22 protein-coding genes and 3 pseudogenes are annotated in these 23,172 nt (G+C 63.8%); 7 read left to right on the plus strand and 18 right to left on the minus strand.

From position 1 onward, the window contains the following. Positions 1-4 precede the first annotated feature (4 nt). Positions 5-1,450: a flippase gene (locus tag A4G99_RS24040; protein ID WP_066148927.1), complete on the plus strand. Its 1,446-nt coding sequence runs from the start codon at positions 5-7 to the stop codon at positions 1,448-1,450. 6 nt (positions 1,451-1,456) lie between these two features. Here the strand turns inward: A4G99_RS24040 and A4G99_RS24045 are convergent, their stop codons facing one another. Continuing rightward, complete coding sequence (locus A4G99_RS24045; protein ID WP_150123241.1) at positions 1,457-3,073, minus strand: hypothetical protein; 1,617 nt, start codon at positions 3,071-3,073, stop codon at positions 1,457-1,459. A gap of 216 nt (positions 3,074-3,289) precedes the next feature. On the opposite strand from A4G99_RS24045, the gene A4G99_RS24050 reads away from it, so the two are divergent. Next, positions 3,290-4,525: a glycosyltransferase family 4 protein gene (locus tag A4G99_RS24050; protein ID WP_190303878.1), complete on the plus strand. Its 1,236-nt coding sequence runs from the start codon at positions 3,290-3,292 to the stop codon at positions 4,523-4,525. Here the strand turns inward: A4G99_RS24050 and A4G99_RS24055 are convergent, their stop codons facing one another. Both A4G99_RS24055 and A4G99_RS24060 read right to left on the minus strand, forming a co-directional pair. Beyond that, complete coding sequence (locus A4G99_RS24055) at positions 4,526-5,500, minus strand: sulfatase-like hydrolase/transferase (protein ID WP_066148933.1); 975 nt, start codon at positions 5,498-5,500, stop codon at positions 4,526-4,528. Positions 5,501-5,793: 293 nt separating this feature from the next. Then, entirely contained in the window at positions 5,794-6,441 is a 648-nt protein-coding gene (locus A4G99_RS24060) for a hypothetical protein (protein ID WP_082838054.1), read from the minus strand. A gap of 7 nt (positions 6,442-6,448) precedes the next feature. On the opposite strand from A4G99_RS24060, the gene A4G99_RS24945 reads away from it, so the two are divergent. After that, on the plus strand, positions 6,449-6,841 hold the full coding sequence (locus A4G99_RS24945) for a hypothetical protein (RefSeq protein ID WP_082838055.1): 393 nt from the start codon (positions 6,449-6,451) through the stop codon (positions 6,839-6,841). Here A4G99_RS24945 and A4G99_RS24065 read toward each other — a convergent pair. From A4G99_RS24065 to A4G99_RS24090, 7 genes and pseudogenes are all read right to left on the minus strand, one after another. Beyond that, positions 6,766-7,974, minus strand: a complete 1,209-nt coding sequence (locus tag A4G99_RS24065; RefSeq protein ID WP_066148934.1) for an antibiotic ABC transporter permease — start codon at positions 7,972-7,974, stop codon at positions 6,766-6,768. The two genes, A4G99_RS24945 and A4G99_RS24065, sit on opposite strands and share 76 nt — an antisense overlap. After that, positions 7,967-9,019 (minus strand): DUF354 domain-containing protein, encoded by a 1,053-nt coding sequence (locus tag A4G99_RS24070; RefSeq protein ID WP_066148936.1) that lies wholly within the window; start codon positions 9,017-9,019, stop codon positions 7,967-7,969. Before A4G99_RS24070 ends, A4G99_RS24065 begins: the two co-directional genes overlap by 8 nt. After that, positions 9,016-10,386, minus strand: a pseudogene (locus tag A4G99_RS30175) (nucleotide sugar dehydrogenase). The gene A4G99_RS24070 and the pseudogene A4G99_RS30175 overlap by 4 nt, the downstream one beginning before the upstream one ends. Continuing rightward, positions 10,383-11,491 (minus strand): annotated as a pseudogene (gene wecB, locus A4G99_RS24080) (non-hydrolyzing UDP-N-acetylglucosamine 2-epimerase). Before wecB ends, A4G99_RS30175 begins: the two co-directional pseudogenes overlap by 4 nt. Continuing rightward, a complete protein-coding gene (locus A4G99_RS28285) occupies positions 11,492-11,692 on the minus strand; it encodes a hypothetical protein (protein WP_223302223.1) in 201 nt (66 codons plus the stop codon). Then, positions 11,647-12,879: a glycosyltransferase family 2 protein gene (locus tag A4G99_RS28290; protein WP_223302224.1), complete on the minus strand. Its 1,233-nt coding sequence runs from the start codon at positions 12,877-12,879 to the stop codon at positions 11,647-11,649. The genes A4G99_RS28285 and A4G99_RS28290 overlap by 46 nt, the downstream gene beginning before the upstream one ends. Before the next feature lie 400 nt (positions 12,880-13,279). Beyond that, a complete protein-coding gene (locus A4G99_RS24090) occupies positions 13,280-15,478 on the minus strand; it encodes a hypothetical protein (protein ID WP_150123242.1) in 2,199 nt (732 codons plus the stop codon). A 162-nt stretch (positions 15,479-15,640) separates the two neighbouring features. Here A4G99_RS24090 and A4G99_RS24095 point away from each other — a divergent pair, with 162 nt between their 5' ends. From A4G99_RS24095 to A4G99_RS28300, 3 genes are read left to right on the plus strand one after another with little or no spacing between them, the layout of a single operon-like run. After that, positions 15,641-17,395, plus strand: coding sequence for a DUF58 domain-containing protein (locus A4G99_RS24095; protein WP_082838056.1), 1,755 nt, complete (start codon positions 15,641-15,643; stop codon positions 17,393-17,395). Beyond that, complete coding sequence (locus A4G99_RS28295; RefSeq protein ID WP_223302225.1) at positions 17,325-18,089, plus strand: hypothetical protein; 765 nt, start codon at positions 17,325-17,327, stop codon at positions 18,087-18,089. Before A4G99_RS24095 ends, A4G99_RS28295 begins: the two co-directional genes overlap by 71 nt. Continuing rightward, positions 18,046-18,627, plus strand: a complete 582-nt coding sequence (locus tag A4G99_RS28300) for a hypothetical protein (RefSeq protein WP_223302226.1) — start codon at positions 18,046-18,048, stop codon at positions 18,625-18,627. The genes A4G99_RS28295 and A4G99_RS28300 overlap by 44 nt, the downstream gene beginning before the upstream one ends. Positions 18,628-18,642: 15 nt before the next feature. Here the strand turns inward: A4G99_RS28300 and A4G99_RS24105 are convergent. The 6 genes and pseudogenes from A4G99_RS24105 to A4G99_RS28315 all read right to left on the minus strand — a co-directional run bounded on the left by A4G99_RS24105 (position 18,643) and on the right by A4G99_RS28315 (position 22,216). Continuing rightward, a pseudogene (locus tag A4G99_RS24105) lies at positions 18,643-19,672 on the minus strand (AAA family ATPase). 64 nt (positions 19,673-19,736) lie between these two features. After that, positions 19,737-19,997 carry a hypothetical protein gene (locus tag A4G99_RS28305; RefSeq protein WP_223302227.1) on the minus strand — a complete coding sequence of 87 codons (261 nt, stop codon included), beginning with the start codon at positions 19,995-19,997 and terminating at the stop codon, positions 19,737-19,739. Then, positions 19,997-20,806 carry a DUF4350 domain-containing protein gene (locus A4G99_RS24110; RefSeq protein ID WP_223302228.1) on the minus strand — a complete coding sequence of 270 codons (810 nt, stop codon included), beginning with the start codon at positions 20,804-20,806 and terminating at the stop codon, positions 19,997-19,999. Before A4G99_RS24110 ends, A4G99_RS28305 begins: the two co-directional genes overlap by 1 nt. Beyond that, on the minus strand, positions 20,807-21,082 hold the full coding sequence (locus tag A4G99_RS24115) for a hypothetical protein (RefSeq protein ID WP_066148940.1): 276 nt from the start codon (positions 21,080-21,082) through the stop codon (positions 20,807-20,809). Positions 21,083-21,158: 76 nt separating this feature from the next. Beyond that, a complete protein-coding gene (locus tag A4G99_RS28310; protein WP_223302229.1) occupies positions 21,159-21,926 on the minus strand; it encodes a hypothetical protein in 768 nt (255 codons plus the stop codon). Then, positions 21,848-22,216: a hypothetical protein gene (locus A4G99_RS28315; protein WP_223302230.1), complete on the minus strand. Its 369-nt coding sequence runs from the start codon at positions 22,214-22,216 to the stop codon at positions 21,848-21,850. Before A4G99_RS28315 ends, A4G99_RS28310 begins: the two co-directional genes overlap by 79 nt. A 4-nt stretch (positions 22,217-22,220) precedes the next feature. Between A4G99_RS28315 and A4G99_RS28320 the strand changes: the two genes are divergently transcribed. Continuing rightward, positions 22,221-22,637: a hypothetical protein gene (locus A4G99_RS28320; protein ID WP_223302231.1), complete on the plus strand. Its 417-nt coding sequence runs from the start codon at positions 22,221-22,223 to the stop codon at positions 22,635-22,637. On the opposite strand, the gene A4G99_RS28325 is transcribed toward A4G99_RS28320, so the two are convergent. Together A4G99_RS28325 and A4G99_RS26365 are read right to left on the minus strand one after the other, a co-directional pair. Next, complete coding sequence (locus A4G99_RS28325) at positions 22,585-22,923, minus strand: hypothetical protein (RefSeq protein ID WP_223302232.1); 339 nt, start codon at positions 22,921-22,923, stop codon at positions 22,585-22,587. The two genes, A4G99_RS28320 and A4G99_RS28325, sit on opposite strands and share 53 nt — an antisense overlap. Next, positions 22,920-23,172, minus strand: a 253-nt coding sequence (locus A4G99_RS26365) for a hypothetical protein (RefSeq protein ID WP_190303879.1), incomplete at its 5' end; no start/stop codon positions are given. The genes A4G99_RS28325 and A4G99_RS26365, both read right to left, overlap by 4 nt.

A 23,172-nucleotide genomic window follows, 5' to 3' on the forward strand; every position in this document is an offset into this window, starting at 1 on the left:
GCCGATGAAGGGGAGTTTCACGGAGAAAATCTCCGTCACCTTCGTCGGGGGAATCGTCGGCCGGTTCACGCAGTATCTCGTCTACATCCTGATTTCGCGCACCTTGGGGGCGGCGGCGCTCGGTGTGTTCAGCTTCGGCTACGTGCTGTTGAACTTCACCTCGATCATCTCGCGGTTGGGGTTGGACAACGCGGCGAAGAAGTTCATCCCGAAGTACTCCGACCGGGACGAGAAGATTCGCGGGATAATCATCATCTGTCTGTTGATCCCGGTCGTCTCCGGAACCCTCCTCTCGTCCGGCCTGTACGTCATCTACGACGCCCTGAACGGCGTCCTCCACGTCAACGTGGATCGAACCGCGCTTCTGTTCCTGCTCGGGGTTCCGGCCTTCTCGGCGCTGACGGTGGCGATGGCCGCCACGCTCGGCTTCAAGGAGACCAAATACTCGGTGTACGCCAAGGACTTCATCCAAGGCGGGTCGGCGGCCGTCCTCATCGCCGTCGCGGTTTACTTCCGCGACGATATTCGGGTAGTCATCCTCGCCTACGTCGTCTCGGTCGTGTTAGGGTTGGCGTACGCGATTGCCGTGTTGGCCCGGAAGAGCGGCATGTACGACTCGCTGGCGTACGACGTTCAGTTCCGCGAGGTGTTTCTCTACTCGATTCCGGTGATGTTCACCGCCGTCTCGCAGTATCTCGTCTCGTGGACGGACATCCTGATGCTCGGAATCCTCAAGGACAGCGCCGCCGTCGGGTACTATCAGGTGGCGTTTCAGACCGTCGCGATCCTCGGTTTCGTCATGTTCGGCGTGAACTCGCTCTTCCCGTCCGTCGCCGCGGACCTCTATCACACGGACCGACTCGACGAACTGCGGAGCACCTACCAGATCGTCACGAAGTGGATCACGTATCTGACCGTCGTCGGGTTCCTGTTCATCGTCATCAAATCCGACGAGATACTGCGCCTGTTCGGCTCATCGTTCGGCCGGAGTCAGCAGGCGCTCGTCATCCTCGGCATCGCGTTCATCGTCGCGGGCGTCGTCGGCCCGACGGGGTATCTTCTGAGCATGACCGGCTACGAGCGCGTGGAATTGGTCAACAACGTCCTCATCGCCCTGTTGAACATCGGTCTGAACTACGTCCTCATCACCCGATTCGGCATCGTCGGCGCGGCGGTGTCCACCTCGATCTCGTTGGCCGTGCTGAACACCCTCCGGGTGATCGAGAGTTGGGTGTTCCTCGACATCGCGCCAGACCCGTCCACCTACTACAAAGGGGTCGTCCCCATCGTCGCCGCCATCGTCGTCCTCGAACTGGTGTCGGGAACGCTCTCCGGCCACCTCGCCGACCTCGTCGTCAGCGGCCTCGGCTACACCGCGACGTTCGCGGTGTTGATGTACTACCTCGGCGTCGAGAAGCGTGATCGGAAGCTGTTGCAACCGATGCAGTAGAACGAATCACGCCGTCCGGTTCGTGCTGTAGTAAATCGTCGTTTCCTCGGCTTGGTACACCTTATCGACGTGCTCGTTGGCCTGAATCCGCGCTTTCGACCGTCGCCACGATTCGAGGTTGACCCAGTTTTTCAGCGCCAGCCAGTTCCATTCGTAGTTGATGGCGTAGTAGCCCGCCGGGAGCGCGGACCCGTTTCGAAGCGCGCCGACGTTCGCGATGGATATCTTCTGTATCGACGCGCCGTTCTTCGCCGGTTGTGGCGTGTTCTCCTCCATGTACAGTTGCAGGAGATACTTCGTGAGGACGCTCGACCGTATCTCCGAGACGTTCGCGTACTGCATCGCCCACACCGAGGTGGCGTCGAAGTCCTCGTAGCCGTCGGTTCGGTTGATGGTGTGGTGTTGCTGGTTGGCGACGAAGAACGCCGGTTGCGTGACGAGCAACACGGCGAGCGCCAGCGCGCTCCACTTTCGAAGGCTCACTCGCGGTAGCTTCGGCAGTTTCGGGAACGACCGATCACTGAGCCGCCAGAAGTAGGCGATACAGAGCACCGCTGGCGGGTGTAGCCATGCGACTGCGGGGTGACCCATGGCGAATCGGATGAAGATGAACCCGCCGATGCCGACGAGGAACGAGTGAATGAGGATGCTGTCCTCGCGCGGTTCGTCCCGCACGACGTGGTAGTAGAACATCGCGACGAAGAACAACAGCGAGAGTCCGATGACGACGTACTTCGCCAGCGCGATGTACGTCACCTCCGGCGGTTGCGAGAAGTACAGCGAGCCCGCGAGCTGTTTCGACTGCTCGTCGGATTTGAACCACTCCAACAGCAGTTTGTCGAAGCTGGAAATCGACGGCCCCGCCCCCAGAAACACCGGGAGGAATCGCAGATAGACGAAGTTGAGGAAGCCGAACTCGACGACGAGCAGGACGGGAACGACCTTTTCGATGCGCCGTTTCACCGTCGCGCGCTCGACGTCGTCGTCGAGCGGGTGTGTCACCCAGAGCGCCACGAGGGTCATGAGGACGATTGCGGTTCGGTCGTAGGAGACGAACACCAACGTCGATCCTGCCAGCAGTCCGACCGGATACAATCGCTTCGTCGGCCGCTCGATCTCGATGAACAGCAGGAGGAGAATCGTGAATTCGAGCAGGGCACCGATGCCGTGCGGCCAGTAGAACGTCTTGCTCGTTCCGTTGAGCGACGCGAGAAACTGCACCAACACCAGCACACCGGCGACGACGTAACTGCCCGAGACGCGCTTGATGAGGGCGTAGTAGAGGGCGATGTACGGGAAGATGGTCAGCGGCGTGTACAGCAAGGGCGTCGCCTTCGTTCCCCACAGCAGGGTCATGATCGACCCGAGCGAGTAGAATCCCGAGAGGTAGACGTCCCGTCCCGCGATGTGGCCCGTCTCCACGATCTGCTGTACCCGAGCGACGTGCTGTGGCGCGAACGAGTCGATGGAGATGATGTGGGCGAACAGAGGGAAGGCGATAGCGAGGGAGACACAACTGATGGCGACTTTCAGTCGCGCCCGTTTTGCATACCGCCCGTACTCCGTACGTATCGATAAAACCCCGTTTCTATTACATATCTGTTCGGGAAAATCCAGCGTCACACAGTGGGATATCTATTCCATCCCTTCTACTCCCGCATAGATGTCGTCCAGTTTTCGGGCCATGGCGGTCGCGGGTCCGGGCGATCGTGACGGTTTTCCGACCAGAATTCGCTTGCGAGGTGGACGACCACCACCGTCTGCCACCGTGGAAACTCACGCGGGTAGACCCGAGTGGCCGAAAACGTATTCCCACACTCGGTTGTCCACCCCATGACGATGCACGTTTTACAGGTAGGGCCGGTGCCGAGACGCGTCGGCGGCCGGAACACGGGGGGCGTCGCGAATCACATCTGGGACCTGTCGAGACAGCTAACAGACGAGGGGTACGACGTGAGCGTGCTGGCACACAACCTGTACGAATCGAGGTCGGACCCGGTCGTCCGTGAGGACGTGGAAATCTACGGCGTGAACTGGAAGCGCCTCGGGGGACACCTCGGCACGGTTTCGGCACCGGGCGACCTGTACGCCGTCAACCGCGACTACTTCGGCCAGTTTCCCCCCGCGGAGCGGGCGAAGTATCTCGCCTATCACCTTCACTGCCGAAGCGTCTTCGCCGAACTCTCACCCGATGTGATTCACAACCACCATCTCGGCTTCAAATGTCCCATCGTTCACCACGAGCGGGACGCGACCCTCGACGCCGACCCGCCGATTTTGACGTCCGTTCACGGCTTTCACGGGATGATGTTCGGCGACGAGCGGTCGAAGGCGAACCACGAGCGACTGATCCGGGACGGCTACGCGCTCTCGTCCAACCTCCTGCTCAACAGCAGTCAGGTACGAAGCGAGGCGACCGAACTCCTCCCCGATCTGGAATCGAAACGCTACGCCGTCGGCATCAACGGGATCGACGGCCAGCGATACCGGCCGAACGGCGGGGCCGGAGTCACCGGAACCCGAGAGGACGGTGAGGGGACCGGCGACGAACCCGCGACGCTCCTCTACGTCAGTCGGCTCGAAGAGCGAAAAGGGATCTTCACGCTGTTGGACGCCCTCTCCGCGGAATTCTCGGCGTCCGACGTTCGCTGTCTCGTCGTCGGCGAGGGCGAGGAACGGCCCGCAGTCGAGCGACGAATCACGGATCACGGCATCGGAGAAATGGTGGAGTTGAAAGGGTTCGTCCCCGAACTGGCCGATTACTACGACGAAGCGGACGTGCTGGTCGTCCCCAGTTACCACGAGGACTTCGGGCTGATTTACGCCGAAGCCATGTCGTGTGGCACGCCGGTCATCGGAACGACGAACGTGCCCGAAAGCGTGATTCCGAACGAGTCGGTCGGATTTCGAGTCCCGCCGAAGGACCCCGCCAGCCTCCGCGATGCGATCCGAACGGCGATTCGAACGGAGTGGGACACGGAAACGATCCTCGACCACGCCCGGACGTTTCACTGGGAGCGAAAGATCGAGGAGTACGACGATATCTACGCCGACCTCGTGAACGGGGAGTTCTGATCACTTGTAGCCGAGCGTCCGCAACCGCGTCTCGACCGTCGAATCGTGGAGGTCGGTGCCGTCCTCCATCATGTTCCCGGCGACCTCATCGGCCGACGTGAACTCGTCCAACTCCGTCCGCAATCGACTCTCCCATTCGACGGTACCGGACACGTCCTTGGTTTCGTCGGGGTCGGCCGCCAAATCGTACGCCTCGGTTCGGAGCTGTCTGCGCGTCTCGGCGTCGAACGTCTCGATGACCTTTCGATCCTCCGTCCTGATGCCCGTGTACGCCCGATTCAGCATCGGGGAGTGATTCAACAGGTAACTCCGCCTCGCTTCGTCGCCGTGCGGAGCACCCTCCCAGTTCGACGGCACGTCGAGACCCAGATTCGACGCTATCGTCGCGGGGATGTCGAGTTGTCGCACCTCCTCCGCTCCCGAAAACCACTCGGCGGCCGTCGGACTGGCGAACAGGGGAACCCGAACACATTCGTCGTAGAGGCGGGCGTGGCCGTACTTCCCGTGGTTGAACTCCTCGCCGTGGTCGCCGACGACGACCACGACGGCGTCGTCGTCGATAAAGTCGAAGACCTTCCCGATCTGTTCGTCCAGGAAATCCACACACTCCCAGTACAGCGCCTCCAACGTGGCGAGCGTCTCCCCGTCCACCTCGCTGTGATGTTTCGAGAACTCGTAGTGTGAGCGCAGCGTCCGCACGAGACCGCTTTCGACCGACCGCCTGAAACCGGGGAGGAACGGCACGTGGACGTCCATCAGGTGCAGCCAACAGAATCTCGGCCCGTCCGTTCGTCCGTACCATCGCTCCGCCCGTTCCGCCAGTTCGGTCGTCGTCACCCGACCGCGGAACCGAGCGTAGTCGGTCGCGTTCCGCAGGGTTTCCGAGACGGCGTCGAGTTTCGCCGGGAGCAGGGACGAATCGACGGTCAAACCGTCGTTCCAGAACGCATCGAAGTACGGTTCCCACGCGCTCAAAAACGGGTTCGACGCGACGAACCGCCGGTCGAATACCCCGACTCGGAGAGCAGTTCCATGAGCGGCCTCGCTCCGTCGCGAATTTCGTCGAACCGTCGTAGACGAAGGGGTAGTACTGCCCGGCGAGGATGGCGGGGAAGACCCCCCGCGTCGCGGGTGCCGGACAGATGGCGTCCCGTCGGCGGTACTCCGCGGTCAGGGCTTCGAAGGAATCCATCTCGTCGGGCGCGTCGTGTCGCCAGCAGTCGATGGTGAGCAGGACGACGTCGGGTGACTCGGAAACGTCGGACATCTCAGAGGTACCCCAACTCTTTGAGTCGCGTCGAAACGTCCCCAGCGGTTTCCGGGCGTCGTTCCGACGAGGTGCCAGACACCACCGTCCGGCGATTCGACCACTCCAGTTCGAACCACGGAACCGTAACGAGGTCGGGGGCGTGGATGCCCTCGGGATGGCCGTACACCCGAACCCCCGCCGGACCCAGACGCTCGCCGAACAGGTTGCCGTGGTCGGCCGTCACGACGGTCTTTCCGTCCAGTTCGTTCCCCAGTTCCCGAACGTGTGGAAGCACGAGATCGAGGTTCTCCCGATACGCCTTCCGGACGACGTCCTCTCGGAGATGGCCCTGTTTCAGCAGGTCCCAGACGTTCCAGTGGTCGCTCTCGGCCGTCTCGCCGCTCGCCATCCGCCGCGACAGTTCGATGCCCGCCTGTTCCTCGATGTGCTCCTGTCCGAACTCCCCGATGAACGGGTAGTGTGGCTGGATGAAATGGGCGATGATCCGTTTGTCCGGATACCGTTCCGCCGCTTCGAGCGTCCGCCGTACCATCTCGCGCGGTCGAACCGTGTTGTTGGTCTCGTCCCAGTCGGACTCCCAGACGTTCACGACCGCGTGGAACACGCCGTCGTCCGTGTGGACCTCGACTTGCGGGTTCGCGGTCACGTAGACGGTGTCGCGGAACGTCCGACCGTCGAAGTTCGCCCGCAGGAACTCGGGCGTGTTCGATCCGAGCGAGCGCTTCCGTTTCAGCGTCCCCGACAGCCCCGAACCGGGGAGCGCCCGCCAGGAACGTGTCGAACCGACAGGCGTCGAGGAGGACCAGCGTGTCCCACTCCTCGTTCATCACCGCCGTTCCTTCGTCCCCGTCGAAGTAGCGGTAGTACGGTTTCAACACCGCCTTCTCGTAGAGGAACGGGAGCGCGATGGTGCGCCACCATCGTTCGTCGTCGTAGTGCGCCGCCGTCTGTCGAATCTTGTCGGTTACGCTCATGTCGGCACCTCCGTTCGTCGGGCCAGTCGTTCGGTCAGATACGTCGAAAGCGCGTACGCCATCCACGCCTGACACCATCGCATCAGCGTGAATCGCTTCGTGTAGAAGCGCCGTTTCTGGTAGTAGAACTGCCCGTCACCCGCGTACAGGTTTTCGAGCACCCAGTCGATGATGGCGCGGGCGAACTCGAACTCGCCTGCCATGCTGAACACGATGATTCCCTGCGTCGCCGCGTGGATGTCCTTCGGGAACTTCGAGTTCTCGTCCCAGTTGGGCGCGCCGTCCGCCTCGAACAGCCGATTTCGATAGAACTCCAGCGCCGCCGCGAGTTCGTCCGCGTAGCGCTCCGTTCCCGTCACTTCGTGATAGCGCAACATGGCCTCGATGATGAAACCGTTGTGGTGGTTGTCCATCGACAGGTGGGACGCCGACGGCGGTTCGCGGTAGTACCACCCGCCGAGGGAGGTCTGTCGCTCGACAACGTAATCGAGCAGTTTCGAGGACCGGCGGCGCAGTTCGTCGTCGTCGAACCGTCCGTACAGATCGATCAGTAGGCGCGCGCCGAGCGCACCGCCGTTGAGCGTGTAGTAGTCGCCGCTCTCCAGCGGTTGGTACTTGATCTTGGCGGCGTCGCCTATCTCGCGGTACTCCAACTCGTCGTAGAGGAAATCGGTCGCCTCGGCCGCCGTCTCGCCGAATTTCGGATCGTATTCTCCCATCGACAGCAACGCCTTGGTCGCGTAGGAGGTCGGGACGACGTTCGGCGTGTTCGGCGGTCGCTTCTCCCGAAGCATCTGCATCGCGTGTCGGTGGCCGCCGCAGAACCCGGCGTACCCCTCGCTCGTGTTCTCGGTCAGCCACTCGGCGAGCCGAATCGCCTCCTCCCGATAGCGTTCGTCCCCGGAGAACCGAAACAACCGCTCGTTCGCCAAGACGAAGAGGGCGGTTCCCTTGAAGCTCCGGCGCTGTTCCACGAGGAGAAGCGGTCGGACGTTCACCGGCGACCGCTTGATTCCCTCCTGCACGAGGATGTTGAGCCACTTGTTATCGACCGGAGTTTCCCGGAGCAGGCGACTGCTCATCCCGTCGAAGTAGTCGTATCCGACGTAGTCGTGCTCCCACGAGTACCGAAGCGTCTCCCCGAGGAGGTCGTAGATGACCTCGTCCCCCAACTCGCCGGTCGTCGTGTAGATCAGTTCACTCATCTATCGACTCCCAAATCCGTGTGACCAGTTCTCCGACTTCGTCTCGAACCCGCTTGGACTCGCCGAGGCTTCCCTCGGTTCCGCGATTGGCGTCCAGATAGTCGAATATCTCGTGGTGGTCGCGGGTCAATAGGATGTCCCCGTCGCGCGCCATCTGCTGGTCCACGGAGAGCGGCGTCTCGGGGAAAAAGGACACCGCCGGTTTGTTCATGCACGCGGCTTCCCGCGCCATCGTCCCGGATCCGGTGAGGACGCCGTCGGAGTGCCACGCGAGTTGCAGGCCGTTCAAGGCAGTCTCCGGGACGTACACATCGCTGGGGCCGTACGGCGCTGTGAACTCTTCGTCGCCCCTGCCGCGCGGCAGGTAGACGACGTCGATTCCGCGCTCCGCCGCCTCCCGGAGGATGTCGGGGACGAGCGACCGCTCCTCGGAGACGTACGCGGCGTCGAGGGCCTCCGGGCGGACGACGATGTACTCCTCGAACGGAAGCCGTTCGGGAAACGACGGGTCGGGTTCGAAGTCGGCGACGTAGATGTCCTCCTTGTAGCCGTCGTAGGTGTGAACCCGCGAGGAATCGACGCGCCACTTGGTCAGTTCCGAGGTTTCGAACGCCGCCGGAACGACGTTGTGCGTCGCCTGTGCCTCCAGTCGGTTGTACAACTCCTCGAAGCCCAACCCGTCCACGTGCGCCGTGATGTCGTTGTCGGTGAAGTGAATCGACGGGATGCCCCGCGCTTTCGACGCGAGGACACACATCGCGTTTCTAGACGACAGCGAGACGCTCGCGGGCGGTGCTTGCGCCGCGAGTTGCATCGTCCGAAGCGGGATGCCGAACTTCCGGAGCAGGGTATTGTCGAAATCGCGGCCGAGGACGGTGTAGTCGAAGCCGGTTTCCCCGGCCAAATCGACGGTCTCCGTCTTCTCCCGAACCGTGACTTCCGTTCGAACGTCGGTCAGCGAGTCCACCAGTCCACGGAAGAAAAAGGGATGTGACGGACTCACGAGGTCTATCCACGCCGTTTGGGTCGTCGTTGCTGTCGTCATATCCGTTGCACCTCGATCCCGACCGCGGCCCATTCGTCCGCGTCGAGCACCGCTTTCGTGTCGATGACGAGGTTCCCCGCCATTCCGTCCGCAATAGCCCTCGCTTCCAGCGATTCGAACTCGTCGTGATCGGTCGTGACGACGAGCGCGTCGGCCCCGTCCACGGCGTCCGCCAGCGACTCCAGTCGAATCGCAGGATTTGCGACGTGGGGGTCGTGCAGCACCACCCGGGCCGCGTTCGAACGCGGTCCGGGGTCGTGGTCGTGGTCGGGAGCGTCGTTCGATTCGTCCTCTCGTCGGCCGGTTTCGCCACCGCCGTCCGTCGCGGGCGTCTCCGTCGCCGCTTCGTGCTCGTCTTCCGCCGCCCTCCGCACCGCCTCCGCGAGTCGAAGTCCGGGACTCTCGCGAGCGTCCCCGATGTTCCCCTTGTACGCGACGCCGAGAACCGCGATTTTCGTCCCCGCCAATCCACCCAGTTCCTCGTCGAGGAGTTCCGCGACGTACCCCGCCATGCCGTCGTTGACCCGCCGGGCGCGTGCGATCAGTCCAACTCGTCGAGCGCTGGCCCAGAAACCACGGGTCGACGGGCAGACAGTGGCCGCCGACGCCGGGTCCCGGACGATGGATGTTCACGCGCGGGTGCTCGTTGGCGAGGCCGATGGCTTCCCGCGAGTCGATGCCGTACTCCCGGGTGAGTTTGGCTATCTCGTTGGCGAGCGCGATGTTCGTGTCGCGGAACGTGTTTTGGATGAGTTTGACGAACTCCGCCGTCGTGGCGTCGCTGGTCGTCCGAATCTCCCCCTCCACGAACGAATCGTAGAGGCGGACGGCGGCCTCCGTCGAAACGCCGTTCACGCCGCCGATGATGCGGGCGTTCTGGCGCATCTCCGTGATGATGTTTCCCGGCAGGACCGTCTCGGGACAGTGGACGAGCGCGAACTCGTCACCGGCCCGCAGTCCGTCGGTTTCGAGGACGGGACGGAGCACGTCCTCGGTCGTTCCGGGCGGCACCGTCGATTCCAGAATGACGGTGTCGCGACCCGCAGGTGGGGTCGAATGGCCTCGCCCGCCGACCGAACGTAGTTCAGGTCGGCCCGTTTCGCGTCCGCGTCGAACGGCGTCGGCACGCAGACGATGTGATACTTCGCCGGTTCGACGGTCGAAGTCACGTCGAGGTTGCCGGACTCGAACGCCTGCGTGACGAACGCCCGGAGGCCGGGTTCGTCCATCGGCAACTCGCGGTCCTCCAGCCCCTCGATGACGCTCTCGTCGGTGTCGTAGCCGACCACATTGTGATCGTAGTTGGCGAACATCGCGGCCGTCGGGAGGCCGATGTACCCCAAGCCGTGAACGAAAATCTCGTTCATCCGGTTTCCCCCCGAACCGTTCCGTTCGACCGCAGTATCGATACGATTGACTCCCCGGTGCTTCCGTTACCGAAGGGGTTGTCCCACTCGGTTGCTGTTTCGATCATGATTCGTGACCCTCGTCGTATCTCGTCCGGGTCCGTCCCGACGAGTCTGTTCGCCCCGACCTCGATGGTCTCCGGGCGTTCGGTGCTGTCGCGGAGCGTCACGCACGGCGTTCCCAAAATACACGCTTCCTCCTGGACGCCACCCGAGTCCGTCAGGACGAGGTCGCTTCGCTCTCCAGTTTCAGGAAGTCCAGATACTCCCGCGGTTCGAGCAGTCGGACGGTTTCCGGGACGTCGATGCCGAACGCCGACAACCGTTCGCGCGAGCGTGGATGGATCGGATACACGACCGGACAGGAGAGCGACGACGCGACCGCATCCGCTCCCCGGAGGACGGACGCGAACCGCTCGGGGGCGTCCACGGTTTCCTGGCGGTGTGCCGTCAGGAGGACGAAGTTCCCGGGGTCGAGACCGAGGTCGGAGAGAACGGTGCTCTTTTCGAGCGCGAGCGTGCGGTTTTGCTCCACCGCATCGACCACGGTGTTTCCGGTGACGAACACGCGCTCGTCGTCGATCCCTTCCTCCGCGAGCAGGTTCGCCGAGCGCTCCGTCGGCGCGAAGAGGTAATCCGAGAGGTGGTCCGCGACGCGCCGGTTCGACTCCTCGGGCATCTCACGGTCGAAGCTACGCAATCCCGCCTCGACGTGGCCGAGGCGAGTCGGCAGTTTGTCCGCCGCGATGGTCCCGGCGAGCACGGTGTTCGTGTCCCCCTGCACGAGCACCACGTCCGGCCGCTCGTCTTCGTGGATGGATTCGATGCCCGAGATCATTCCCGCCGTCTGCCGACCGTGCGATCCCGACCCGATATCGAGGTTGTACTCCGGCGTCGGCAGGTTCAGTTGTTCGAAGAACACGCGGTCGAGCGACTCCGAGTAATGCTGACCGGTGTGCAACAGGAAGTGGTCGATGTCCTCCCGTTCGCACGCCCGAATCACCGGTGCCAACTTGATGATCTCTGGGCGCGTCCCGAGGACGAGCGCGATGGCGAGGTCCGCCATCTATCTCCCCACTCCCTGCTGTCGAATCAGGTCCGTGATGCGATTCAGAATCAGTCCGCAGAACACGCCCAGTACGCCGAATATCGTCACGAACCCGGCGACGAGCACCTTGCTCGGGTAGAAGTTATCCGTCGCTTGGTAGATGAGGATCGCGTTCATCCCGTACAGCGTTCCCGCGAGGATGAACAACAGACCCGGCAAGCCGAAGAACACCAACGGATGGCGGTCGCGAACCAACTGTACGAGATACAGCGCGACGATCGACCCGTGGTGGATCGGATTGTAGGTCTGTCCGTCGATGCCCTCGTACCGCACGTCGATGGGAACCTCCCGTATCGACAACCCGTTTCGTACCGCCTGATCGACCATCTCGGATTCGACGCCGATGCCGTTCGTCCGGACCGAATCGTCTCGACCGTCTCGGCCGAGAGTGCGCGAAATCCGCTCTGTGTGTCGGTCAGCGAGACGTCCGAGGAATGTATCGTCAGGTAGTCGAGCACCTTCTGCCCGAACCGTCGATACGCTGGGGTCTCGTCGTCCTCGGACGGCGAGAGATACCGACTGCCGATCACGAGGTCGGTGTCGCCTTCGAGCACCGAGTTCGCGACGGAACGGATGTCCCCCGTCACGTGTTGGCCGTCCGCGTCCATGAGCACCAACACGTCGAACTCGACCGTCCGCGAGTACTCGAACAGGGTCTGTATCGCCCCGCCCTTCCCGCGATTGGTCTCGTGCTCGATGACCGTGGCACCCGCTTTCTGCGCTATCGACGCCGTCCCGTCGGAACTCCCGTCGTCCACCACGATGACGCGCTCGGCGTATCGTTGCGCGGAGAGGACCGTACTACCGATTCCGACCTCCTCGTTGTACGCCGGGATACCGACGACGATACCGTCCATGCTGGCGGTCGTCGCTGAACGGTCGTCGGGAGCGACATCGACGATATCGCCGGAATCGACGTCGAGGAACGCATCGGTCCGGTCCGATTCGTCGGCGTCGAACGCCGTTTTCGACGCGCGACCGTTCGATGCACGACCGCTCGGGTCCGCTTTCCGTTCGAATGCGATCGGTTGTGACGGATCGGTTTGTACGACGATACCCGAGTAGTCGTTTTCGTCGGCTGCCTCGATGAGGGCGGCGTGGAGCGCATCGATGCACCCGGCTCCGTCCGTCGAATCCACGAGACGGGCACCGAATTGCTTCGCGGTCCGAACGCTCTTTGCGTCCGGGATTCCCGGATGAACGACGAACACGTCGTAGCCGAGTCGAACCGCTCGTCGGATCGAGACGGCGGTCTCCTCCTCGTTCGTTTTCGTAGCTATCAGGCCGACCGCCGTCGTATCGTGAGTTCCGGAAAGCCGGTGAAATATTTGTGAACTGTTGTTCATTTACTCCCCTTCGGCGTCTCCAACGCCCGTTGTGAGGTCACTGGGAATTGGACAGCTAGTTCTCCCTCGGACAACTGTTTCGAGAATGTGCTGTCGGCGGACCGGTATTTCAACCCCAACCTTCGTTTCGAAGGTTCCGTCCCGCTCGACCGCCTTCCATCGTCCGTTTCTAGCGCAACCGGCTGTGCGAAAGGGAAGAGCGTGACGTCGGAGAGTCGTCCCAAATCAACGGATAGCGGCCACGAGACGGCAGCTAACGTGATAGGATGACCATTCTACACTAGCAGTAGCCGCGGTCGCGGGAGCGATTGAAGGGAGAAGAGGAGCGACGGGAGGGAGAAGTGGACCGACTGGAATCAGTGTGAACGAACCGCGTCGAGCGTTGGATTCCGGCCGGTTATCAGCCGTCAGAATCGCTACCATGACCGATTTTTTCGGCGCTCCGAACCGCGTCGGAAACGAGCGTGCTCGACACCGTAGTTCCGGTGAACGAGACCCGCTCGAACGCGTTAGTCACGGTTTCGAGCCCTCTCCGTTCGTCCTCGTCGATATTCGCCGCCCTACAGGCGCGATAGAACTCCCAGTGTGTCAACCGAGGTTCGACCGCGGTCGTCGTTTCCAGATGGGACCGAACGGCCGCGTAGGCCAGTTCGGCCGCGCGGTTCAGGTCTCCCGCGGTGAGCGCGGCGTTCGCGCGTTCGGCCAACTCGTCCGACGGGTCGTCGGAGTCGGAGTCTGAGGCGATCGAATCGCCGGTGGTATCGGCGGCGATGGCGGCCTCGGGCGAGACCGTTCCCTCACCGTTCGATTCCGTCGAGTCGCCTCGGCGGCGGACGTAAACGCCGCCGATGAGGAGCAATCCGGCGAGCGCCCCGCCGAGGACGAGGGGAAGCCACTCGCGGTCGAAGACGGAATCCGTCCCCGGCAACTGGAGGGTCATGCGCGTTCGCGTTCGACTCGCGGCGAGGTTCGTCCCTCCACCGCCGAAGTTCGTGGCGAGCACGACGGTCCCGTTCGACTGGTTGTGTACGACGCTCGGCGGGACCCGCAGTTGGGAGCGATACGTCCCGTTGGCGTCGGTCTCCACCGTCCCTATCGGCGTCCCGTTGGCGAGGACGGCGACGGATCGGTTCGGGACGGTCCGCCCGTCTTTCGTCGTCAATCGTCCGTGGACGGTGACGTTGCGCCCCTGCGTGACGTTACCCGTGAGCGACAGCGAAGTCGGCGTTTGGCGGACTCGAATAGCGGTCGTGGCCTTCGCTCGGCGGAGCGCCTGTCCGTGATACGGCAACTGAACCCGGAGCGTCCGTTTTCCGGCCGAGACGTTCGCGGGCAGTTTCGAGCGGAAATGAAAGATACCATCGGAACCGGTCGTCGTGGACCCGATGCGCTTACCGTCGGCGAACAGGACGACGGGGACGCTCGTGACCGTCCCGCCCGCCGCCCGTACCGACCCGGAGGCGGTGACGTGCCGCTGGAACGACGCGGTGTCGTCGCTCCGGTGAAGGACGACCTTCGCCCGCGTCGGGTTCACGGTCGATTCGACGGTTCGGTTGTCCCCGAGGTAGACGGAATCGTCGGCGGGGACGTACCGAAGGTCGAACGGTTGGGTTCCGAGGTGAACCGCACGTGGCCGCCCGGAGATCGAAAACGTCCCGTCCGACCGCGTTTTCGTGGTGACCGTGTGGTTCGGCGTGAGCCGAAGGCGGACCGTTCGGTTGGCGAGCGTCGTCCCGTTGACCGACCGTAGCACGCCCGTCACGCGCAGTGGATTCCGGTACGATGTCCTCTTTTGGACCGAGCGCACCGTCAACCGCGTTTTCGTGAACTCGTTCTTCCGTACGTCCATCTGCTGTTTCGTGACGTTGTTCGTCTCCCGGTGAACCGACCGAACCTCCTTCTTGAACTGCTTCCCGGTCGAGTTAGACACGTTCCCATAGCTGTGGGTGAGTCGGTCGTTGGTGTTCGAAATTTTCTTCTGGAGGTGATTCAGCCGTCTCGCCAACTTGCGCGCTTTCCGCTCCTTCCCGTTCTCTTTGGCCGTCTGATACCGGCCGTGCAGGCGATGGTAGCGGCGAACGGCGGTGACGTAGGTTCGCTGTTGTGTGCCCGTCTCGTTCAGCTGCCTCGCGATCCTGTCGTCGCGCTTCGAGTCCGTTCGCTCCGCGACATCGACGTAGCGCCCCAGCATATCGTCGTATTTCGACCCCACCACCGAGTGCGCCTTCCGGTACTGCCCTCGATTTATCTTCACCGTACTCGACCCGAGTTGGGAGGAGAGATGCGACAGATACCAGCGATCGAGTTCCGAGAGTTGTCCGTTTTCCTTCGCCTTCGACGGGTTCACGTGATGGCTTTCGGCCGAACCGTTCGCCGCCGTCGAATTGTTCGGCTCCTTCGCAGCATCGAGGACGCCGAGCGGTTCGGCGACCGAAAGCGACGAAAGCGACGAAACCGTCGAATCGGCCACACCGGTGGACGACGAGCGGGCGAAACCGACCGACGAACAACCGGCCGACACGACGATGACAGTTAGTACCACGACGGCCATCAGTCGCTGGGCGGCCGTCGCTCTCGGTCGGTCGGATCTGTCTGACACGCTCACCCTAGTCGGGGGAGTTGATCAAAACTCCTTCCCCCGTAGAGCGAATTATGCTGACCCTTCCGTTGTCGGGTTTCCACGACCCCCGACCCTTGTAACCGTTCATCCGCGTGAACGGTCAGTAGATTCAACTGCGAGAGGGTAGTCGGCGAAGTGACAATGGAGACGACGCGTCGGTTTTGCGCGACGGTGAGCCTCGCGGCAGTACTTCTCGCCGGAGCGTGGGTGCTCGACGAACCGCTCCTGCTCGTCGGCGCGGCGGGAATCGGTGGCTCGCTCGTCGCCGAGCAATGGCTCTTCGTTCTCGGCGTCGCTCAACTCACGGACGACCTCATCGTCACCCAGACGGTGTCACACGAGGAGGCGACCGTCGGGTCGGACGTTGACGTCCATCTCGACGCGGCACTTCCGTCGCCGACGCCGTTCTCGCTCTCGATTCGTGCATCGCCGCCGATAGCCGCGACGGGGAGTACGGTCGAAGAGCGCACCGTGACTATCGACGCCGGCGAGAAGCGAGGGGAGACGGATTTCTCGCTCCGTTGGCCCGTCGCCGGTGAATTCCGGTTTTCTCGACCGAGGATTTCGGTTCGAGATTCGCTGGGGACGTTCGAAACGGACCTCTCGCTGGGGACGACACCCAGCGTTCGGGTTGAGCCGCGCTATCCGAAGGACCTGTACGTCGGAATCCGGGGTGAACGGGCCACGTCGTCGCTCGGGGAACAGGATACGGGTGCTCGGAGCGTCGGGTTCGACCCGGCGGAGATACGGGAGTACGTCCCCGGCGACACGATGCGACACATCGACTGGAAGGCGACCGCTCGGATGGGATCGCTCTACGTGCGCGAACTGGAGGAGAAGACGGACCTCTCGAACGTCCTCCTCGTTGACCATCGAGCGTCGATGGGAACCGGAGAACCGGGTCGCCGGAAACTCGATTACCTTCGTCAGGTGGCACTCGGGTTCGTCGCGAACGGGAGAGCCACGAGCACGCCGTGCGGGCTATACGGTATCGGCGAAGGGGGAATCACGGTCCGTCGGTCGCCGACAGCCACGAAACGTCACTTCGACCGATTGGGGACTGATCTCCACGGGCTTTCGCCCTCCACGGTGGACGAACCCGCCGATAGATGGACATCTCGATCCGAGTACGAGTCCAAGTCCGAGTCCGATTTCGAACGTCGTCCCGAGTTCGACGACCCCGGACTCGGCAGTATCCGGCGTCCGTCGCCGACGGACGTCCGAAGCGCGACGCGTCGCCTCGATTCGGGGACGGCGTTCGATTCCACCCTGCGTCCGTTCTTCGAGACGCAGTCGCCGACCGTTCCACTACCGGGTGAACAACCCCTTTACGACGCGGTTCGGACGCAGTTGGCGAACACGCAGGAGTCCGCCGTCGTCGTGTTTCTCACCGATGACGACCACCGATCCGAGTTACAGGAGGCCGTATCGATCGCCCGGCAACGATACGAACGGGTCGTGGTGTTCCTGACGCCGTCGGTGTTGTTCGAGTCAACGGGACTCACCGACCTGTCGCGGGCCTACGAGCGCTACGTCGATTTCGAGGAGTTCCGGAAGATGCTCGCCGGAACGGGCGACGTCGCGGCCTACGAAGTCGTCCACAGGACCGACTACAGACGATACTCTCGATGCCGCGCGCGCAACGCACACGGGGAGGGAACCGATGATGACGGGGAGGGAACGGACGACGACGTCACGGGCCGCGCTCGGCGGATTTGGACTGCTCGTCGTCGGGGTCGCCTTCTGGGTCGGCGGTGGGATCATCGGACTGCTCGCCGCCGGACTCACCCTGGTGCTGTGGTATCTGACGGCCGCACGCTACGCGGTGACGTTCGGTCAAGTCGCGCTCGCCACGTTGGTCCCCGCGAGTTCGCCGCTCGTCATCGCGGCGGGTGAGTGTGGACTGCTGGTGCTCCTGCTCGGTTCGCTGGCCACGGTCGGCACGGGCGGCGTCGCCGGACGACGAATCCTCGTCGGCGCCGGAGTCATTGCCGTTACCGGGGGCGGAACGTGGCTCCTGTATCTCGGTTCCGGAACCCTCTGGGTGCCGACCGTGGGCCTCGTCATCGCTCTCGTACTGGCGTCCTACGGACTCCTTCGCACGAGACGGTCGTTCGAAAGCGCTAACCGAAACGGAGGCGGCCGATACACACGCGTCCGCCGCTGGAGCGAGGGGGGCCGACGCGTGAGCACTGACGTTGCGCCCACGGCGGCCGACGAAGACGGATCGGAAGTCGAAGCAGCCGACAACTCGGCCATCACCGGCGACGACGAGGAACTGGCCGCACGGGTGGCGTTGCTGGCCGAGGAGAACGAACGGCTTCGCCGCGAGTATCGCCGAGCGCGACAGGCAGAGTATCGACGGACCGCGCTCGCACTGGTGGGGTGCGGTGCGCTCGCCGCCCTGGCGGGGGTACTCTTCCCCGACGCGCGCTCGACGCTGTTCGCGCTCGCCGGAACCGGCCTGTTCGCGGGCGTCCTGACCTACTTCCTCACGCCGAATCGGATCGTCCCCGCATCGGTCGGCGAGCGCACCTACGCGGCTTATGGCGCGCTTCGGCGCGACGCTCCACGACGCAACTGGGGCTGACCGACGAAACGCTGTATCTGCCGACTGGGCGCGGCGAAACCGAGTTCGAGTCCGTCCTGCTGTTCGTGCCACAACACGCCGAGTACGAACTTCCCGACCCGACGACGCTCGACGCTGGCTTCGTCGCGCGACGACGAGCGGGGACACGGTCTCGCCGTTCGGCCGGGCGCGCTGGCCTGTATCCCGAGTTTTCCTCGCAGGTCGAGCCGTCGCGGAAACCCCCGAGGACCTCGCCGTCCAACTCGCCGACGCGCTCGTGGAGAGTTTCGCGCTGTCCGATAGCGTCACGACCGAGGTCGGTGCCGACGGACGGAGCGTGACGTTCGGCGTTTCCGGGAGCGCCTTCGGGTCGGTGGAGCGGTTCGACCATCCGATCTCGTCGTTCGTCGCGGTCGGGTTGGCCCGCGCGTTGGATCGACCGATTTCGGTCGAGCAACTGGCGGCGGGCGGAGAAGACACTGAGTACCTAGTGCGCTGTTCGTGGGAATCCGATGCCCCCGACGAAGGGAACGAAGAAAACAGCGAGCGAGACGAGTAAGTCAGCTTCGCTGACTCATTCGTCTTCGGGGAATTCGTCGGAATCCTCCACGAAACCACCGTCCTCCGAAATCGTCGGCGTCGCCGACGGTTTCGCCGCGTCGCTGCTCGGCGGCGACACGTCCGCGACGATCTCCGTGACGACGTCCTCGGCCGTTCGGTCGTCCAATTGTGCCTGCGTGTTCGGAACCAGTCGATGGACGAGCACCGGCCCCGCCATCCGTTTCACGTCTTCGGGAATCACGTACTCCCGGCCGTGAATCGACGCGTGCGCCTTTGCGACCTGGAGGAACGCGAGGCTCGCCCGCGGCGACCCGCCGTAGTCCAGTTCGGGATGGTCACGGGTGTCGCGGCGACGATGGACCGGATGTATCGTCGCACCGACTCGGAGACGTGCGTTTCCGCGACCGTCTCGCGGGCCGCGAGGATGTCCTCGGGGGAGACGGTCCGCTCGATGTCCGCCGGATTAAGGGTCGGACGGTCGTCGAATCGCTTCAGGAGGGCCAGTTCGTTCTCCTCGTTCGGGAGTTCCACGGTCGCCTTCAACTGAAACCGGTCGCGTTGGGCTTCGGGCAGTTCGTAGGTCCCCTCCATCTCGATGGGGTTCTGCGTCGCCACGACCATGAACGGCTTCGGCAACGTCATCGTTTCGCCCTCTATCGTCACCGTTCCCTCCTGCATCGCTTCGAGGAGCGCGCTCTGGGTCTTCGGTGTGGTCCGGTTGATTTCGTCGGCGATGAGGAGGTTCGAGAATACCGGACCGCGTTGAGTTCGAACTCCCCGGTCGCCTCCTTGTAGACGTGCGTCCCGGTGATGTCCGCCGGAAGGAGGTCGGGAGTCATCTGCACGCGCTTCGAGTCCAATCCGGTCGCACGGGCGAACCCGTTGGCGATGGTCGTCTTTGCGACGCCCGGCACCCCTTCCAAGAGGATGTGACCGCGGGTGAGCAGCGAGATGGATAGATAATCGATGATCCGTTCGTTTCCGATGAGAACCGTCGTCATCTCGTCGCGAATCGCTGCTCGGATTTCGTGGGGACCTGTCATCGAAGGGGATACTATGTCGAATTCGATAAGCGGGACGGATTGTACGACGTTCGACCGCGTTGTCTCATCGTCGTTGGTCGTGAAACGCGTCCACGACCCGTTCGATTCGGTCGTCATCCCACTCGGGATGGCGGGTTTCGAGGTAGGAGACGATTTCACCCCTCGTCAACTCGGGAGTTCCGTCGTCCGACGTGGGCCGTACGTTCCGAGTGTATCGCCGGATTCCCTCCCCCACATCGTCGAACGAGCGCCCCGCCCACGCCAGAACGAGGCCGAGACAGAGCAGGGTGACGACGAACTGAAGCGGGACCGAGTCGCGGAGCATCAGCATCGCGACCGTCGCGGGCGGGAGTGACGCGGCGTGCGAGTAGTCGAGGAGAACGCGGTTTCGCCGCTGACGAGCGCATCCACGAAGGCACGGTTTCCGGGGCGGTCGAGCATCGAATTGATGAACAGACTCGAATCGCTCACGACGACGACGCGGCCGCGTCCGATCTTCTCCACCGTGGCGACCGGTCGCTGATCGACCGACTCGTTGGTGTCCAGTTTCCCGTTCCCGTTGGTGTCCAGATAGGAGTGGACGGAACTGTTCACGAGGGGCGTCGCGCCGTTCGGTCGGATGGCCGTCCCGCGGTTGAGCGTGAGCGAGGAGACGTTGGACCCCAGCGTGCGGTTCGAGACGTTTGGCGCGACCGGCATCTGGGGCGAGCGGTAGTTGTATCGCTCGTCGCGGAGGAGACGGCCATCGAGGCGCGATTTGGCTCCGAGGTTGGCGAGAAGCGAGTTGGTGTGCGACCCGAAATCGTCGGCGACGACGAGTGTGCCGCCGCGCTGGACGAACCGCCGAAGTCGGGTCCGTGTCGCGCACGTCGTACTGTTTCGTCGGGGAGAGAACGATCGCGACCGTTTCGCTCGCGTTCCCGCCGTCGTAGGCGGCCGTGTCCCGGATGACGGTGCTCGTTGCACCCGCTTTCTCGGCCTGGGATTGGAGTTCCGACGCGCCGTTCCACCCGCCGTTGTAGGCGCTGAACGACGCGGCCGACCGCTCGCCGCGACGAGCACGCTGAGGAAGACGACGGCCGCGAACCCGGCGACGACGATTCGAGGGAGTCGCTCGCGCCAGTCCCAACCCATTCAGAACACTCCCGCCGGGAGCACTTCGAGGATGTTGTGGACGATGATGTACCCGAACACGAGGGTCCCGGCGACGATGAACCATCGGAGACGGCGTCGCCATCGTGGCGTGACGGCTATCGGTGCGGTGAGTTCGACGAGAACGAGGAACCCGATGAACACGAGCGCGAAGAATATCTCGTTCGAGTAGGCTCCGAGCAGACTCAGAACGAACAGACAGAGAAGCATCCAGAGGGTCTGTCCATAGATGAACCGGCGACGGTGCTCTGTCAGCATTCGAACCGAATACTATCGGCAGGGTTACCAAACTACCGGCTATCAGATAGTTGTTAGATAGAAACCGGACGCGGAATCACGACCCGGACTCGTTTCGCGGGGAACTCAGCCCGGCCGCGGGCCCCTCGTTCGGTCCGACCGGACAGTTCCCCGCCCGCCGCGGGGTCGTCACGACCAGCGGGTCGCGCCCGCTGGCGGAGTAAACGACGCTCCTGTTCGCGGTCAGGCGGTCGTATCGGTCGGCACCGACTTTCGTCGGCGAGGCCGGGAAGACCTGCGCGCCGAGCGTCGTCCACGACCGCTGGGCGACTATCGGGCAAGCGGGTGGCGGTGTATCGGGAGCTACCGTTCCCCCTTTCGTACTCCCACCGCCGCTCTTCAACCACTCGTACAGCGGCGTGTACTGCGCGCTCGTCCGATCCTTGTAGTAGTTCGTGGTCACGATGACCATGTGCCCGTCGCCGACCCACCCTCCCCGCACGTGATTCGCCGCGAACGTTCCCGTGGCGAATTCCGTCGGCGTGACGGTCGGCTGTGCGGGGGTCGCATGCAGTCCGGCGAACGCGAACGGTGCGCTGGCGACGACACAGAGGGCGACGAGCGGGACGACCGCTCGTCGCCCGAGCGTCGGAATGGACGACGACCGTGACCCCCGTCGGAAACCGATATCGACGGCGGTGATGGCTGCGAGCGCCGCCAACGTGAAGTGGGCGAACACCTGTCCGCGAACCGCGAGCGCCTCGTACTCGTGGGTGAGGCTCCCGGTCATCGCGAAGCCGATGAGAACCAACGGGCCGACGAGGAGACCCACGACGACCACGGACGGTCCGGCGTCCCGTGCCAACTTCGGGAGCCCCCTCGCCGCGACGAGACCGACGAGCGCGAGCGGACCAGGAGCGCCAACTGGAGCGGAGCCGTCGATGCCGAACCGGGGAATATCGGGAGGAAGTGATTTGCGACCAGCAACGTCCCGACGCCGCCGACGGCGAAGGTGGGAAGGAATCGCTGGACGACGGTCCCGGCACTCGGCAACCACCCCGCGAAGAGGACGAGGAAGACCAACCACGCGACGAGGAGGCCGGGGAGCGCGGTGACGTAGCCCGCCGCCGTGAGGTTCGTCTGTTGGTAGTACACCAGCATGTCCAGCCAGAACAGGGCGACGGTTGCGGAACCGAAGACCGCACGCCGACGCGTCGGAACGTGGGTTCGAACGCCGAGCGAGCGGACGAAGATAGCCAGCAGGCACGAGCGCGCCGACCAGCGCACTCAGGTTGTGTGTCAGGGGGAGGGCGACGACGAACGCGAGCGTCAGTGCCATCCACGCCGGGCGCTCCGTTCGGAGCGCGCGATAGAACGCGAGCGCCGTCAGGATGACCAGCGCGTGTCCGAGCATCTCGCTGCTGACTGCGGCGGACCGACCGAGGTAGACGCCGTCGAGCGACAGGAGCAAACCGCCGAGAACCGCCGCGATCCGGGTGTGTGTGCGTCTCCAGCCGAGTTGCTCACAGATACGCCACACGAGCACGAAGACGACGAGCGCGAATCGTCCCGATGACGGCGACGAGCAACTGCGCGACGTGGAGCGGGGCCACGCCGGTCGCTTGGCTCACCGCGGTCAGATACGCGGTGAAGACGAACTCGTCGGGGTGAATGAACTGCGCCGCCGCGGAGAGATGACCCGTCCTCCCCGCGCGGTGGGCGAGCGCGGCGAAGTGAAAGCCGTCGACGTTGTACGGAAGCGGCGTCCAGTGGAGCGGGAGCGTCCGCATCCCGACGCCGACCAGGAAGACGGCCAGCGCGGCGAGAACGGTGGCTCGGCGACGGACCCCCAGCGCGGTCACTCATTCGAATCACCGCCGAGTTCCGCGTTCGGGTTCGCCGTCGCCCGATAGCCCGAGAGGAGCGAATCCGGCGTCGTTCTGAGGAGCGCGAACGCGACGAGCAGCGCGCTGAGGCACATGACGCCGATCCCGCCCGCGACGCGCTCGCGGCGACCCGCGGGGTCAATAGCGGCGTGATTCGAACCCCGTAGAGCACCAGCAATCCCACCTCGGCGAGCAGCGACACCGCCACCACGGCGACGACCAACG

The sequence above is a fragment of the Haladaptatus sp. R4 genome (assembly GCF_001625445.1).
Lineage (GTDB): Archaea > Halobacteriota > Halobacteria > Halobacteriales > Haladaptataceae > Haladaptatus.